Source organism: Bartonella sp. CM120XJJH (assembly GCF_042194715.1).
Classification (GTDB): Bacteria; Pseudomonadota; Alphaproteobacteria; order Rhizobiales; family Rhizobiaceae; genus Bartonella.
Window position 1 is genome coordinate 1 of record NZ_JBHINE010000084.1, and the last position, 907, is coordinate 907.

Here is a 907-nt window from a genome sequence, read left to right on the forward strand (position 1 = left end):
CCACAACTTACAACCGATTCGACAACAAAACACCCCATAAAAGCACTGATGCTGTTCTCATAACCAAAGATCACCTGCAGAGCGTTGCCCGTTTGTGGAACCTCTAAATCATTGCCACTATCATCAAACTCTGCTTCAAATGTATCGGCTTCATTACCGGCATGATCCGTAATGGTTGCAGTTAAAAGACGCTGGTAAAAAACCTCATGAACAGGTTTGTCTCCCACCTTGACCACAATAAAAGGGTGTGTGCGCATTAATCCCATAGCCGCTTCACCATGCTTTGGGGATTAGACAACACAAATTCAGGCAGAATGACCTTTAAGCCCCGCGGTAAAAACACACCATATTTGGCAATCTCTGGATTGGCTTCCAGTGTGGCTTCTAAATAGCCTTTGAGTAAACCAGCTTGCCTCCGGTCTCCTAACACTGCCATGACATGGTGAAAGCAAAGGAGATCGAGGCTCATATCCTCTAACTCTACAACAACATGCTTTTCTGGTATCTTCATAGAATTTGTCCCACTTGGGTTTGTCCCACCTGATATTGACCTTGTGGTTTTCCGCCATTAAAAAAGGGCAAGAGCGTAATGGAATAGCGGATGCGTTGGGATTGACCAGAAAGACTGATATAGTCATGGTCTTTATTGATCGTGGTGATTACTACGGGTCCATGGAGAAGGACACTATAGGTGGTATCATTGATCCAACGAAGCATCTGGACCGGCTTTGCTCTTCGGATAGTTGTAGTGATAGCATCTATCGCTACCCGGTCCCCAAATTCTTCTGGAAACCAAACTCCATGAATGGTTTTTGCATCATTGCCATAGCCGGTAAATTGCAAACTGGGGGACCTGCCAAAACGCTCCATACAAACCCATGAGGCAGAAAACTCTTCTTCAAAGGAT

Annotated in this window: 2 protein-coding genes and 1 pseudogene; all 3 read right to left on the reverse strand. The window is 45.1% G+C overall.

Annotation, left to right across the window (positions count from 1 at the left end; all coding sequences use genetic code 11):
* Window positions 1-257, reverse strand: a pseudogene (locus ACFIKU_RS09860) (late control protein); the annotation flags it as partial.
* Window positions 257-511: a tail protein X gene (locus tag ACFIKU_RS09865; RefSeq protein ID WP_375657402.1), complete on the reverse strand. Its 255-nt coding sequence runs from the start codon at window positions 509-511 to the stop codon at window positions 257-259. The gene ACFIKU_RS09865 and the pseudogene ACFIKU_RS09860, both read right to left, overlap by 1 nt.
* The coding region (locus ACFIKU_RS09870; RefSeq protein ID WP_375657403.1) for a phage tail protein at window positions 508-907 on the reverse strand (400 nt) is incomplete at its 5' end. The genes ACFIKU_RS09865 and ACFIKU_RS09870, both read right to left, overlap by 4 nt.

Excerpts from the sequence above, each read along its gene's own strand:
- ACFIKU_RS09865 (WP_375657402.1), bottom strand. The coding sequence starts at position 511 with ATGAAGATACCAGAAAAGCATGTTGTTGTAGAGTTAGAGGATATGAGC.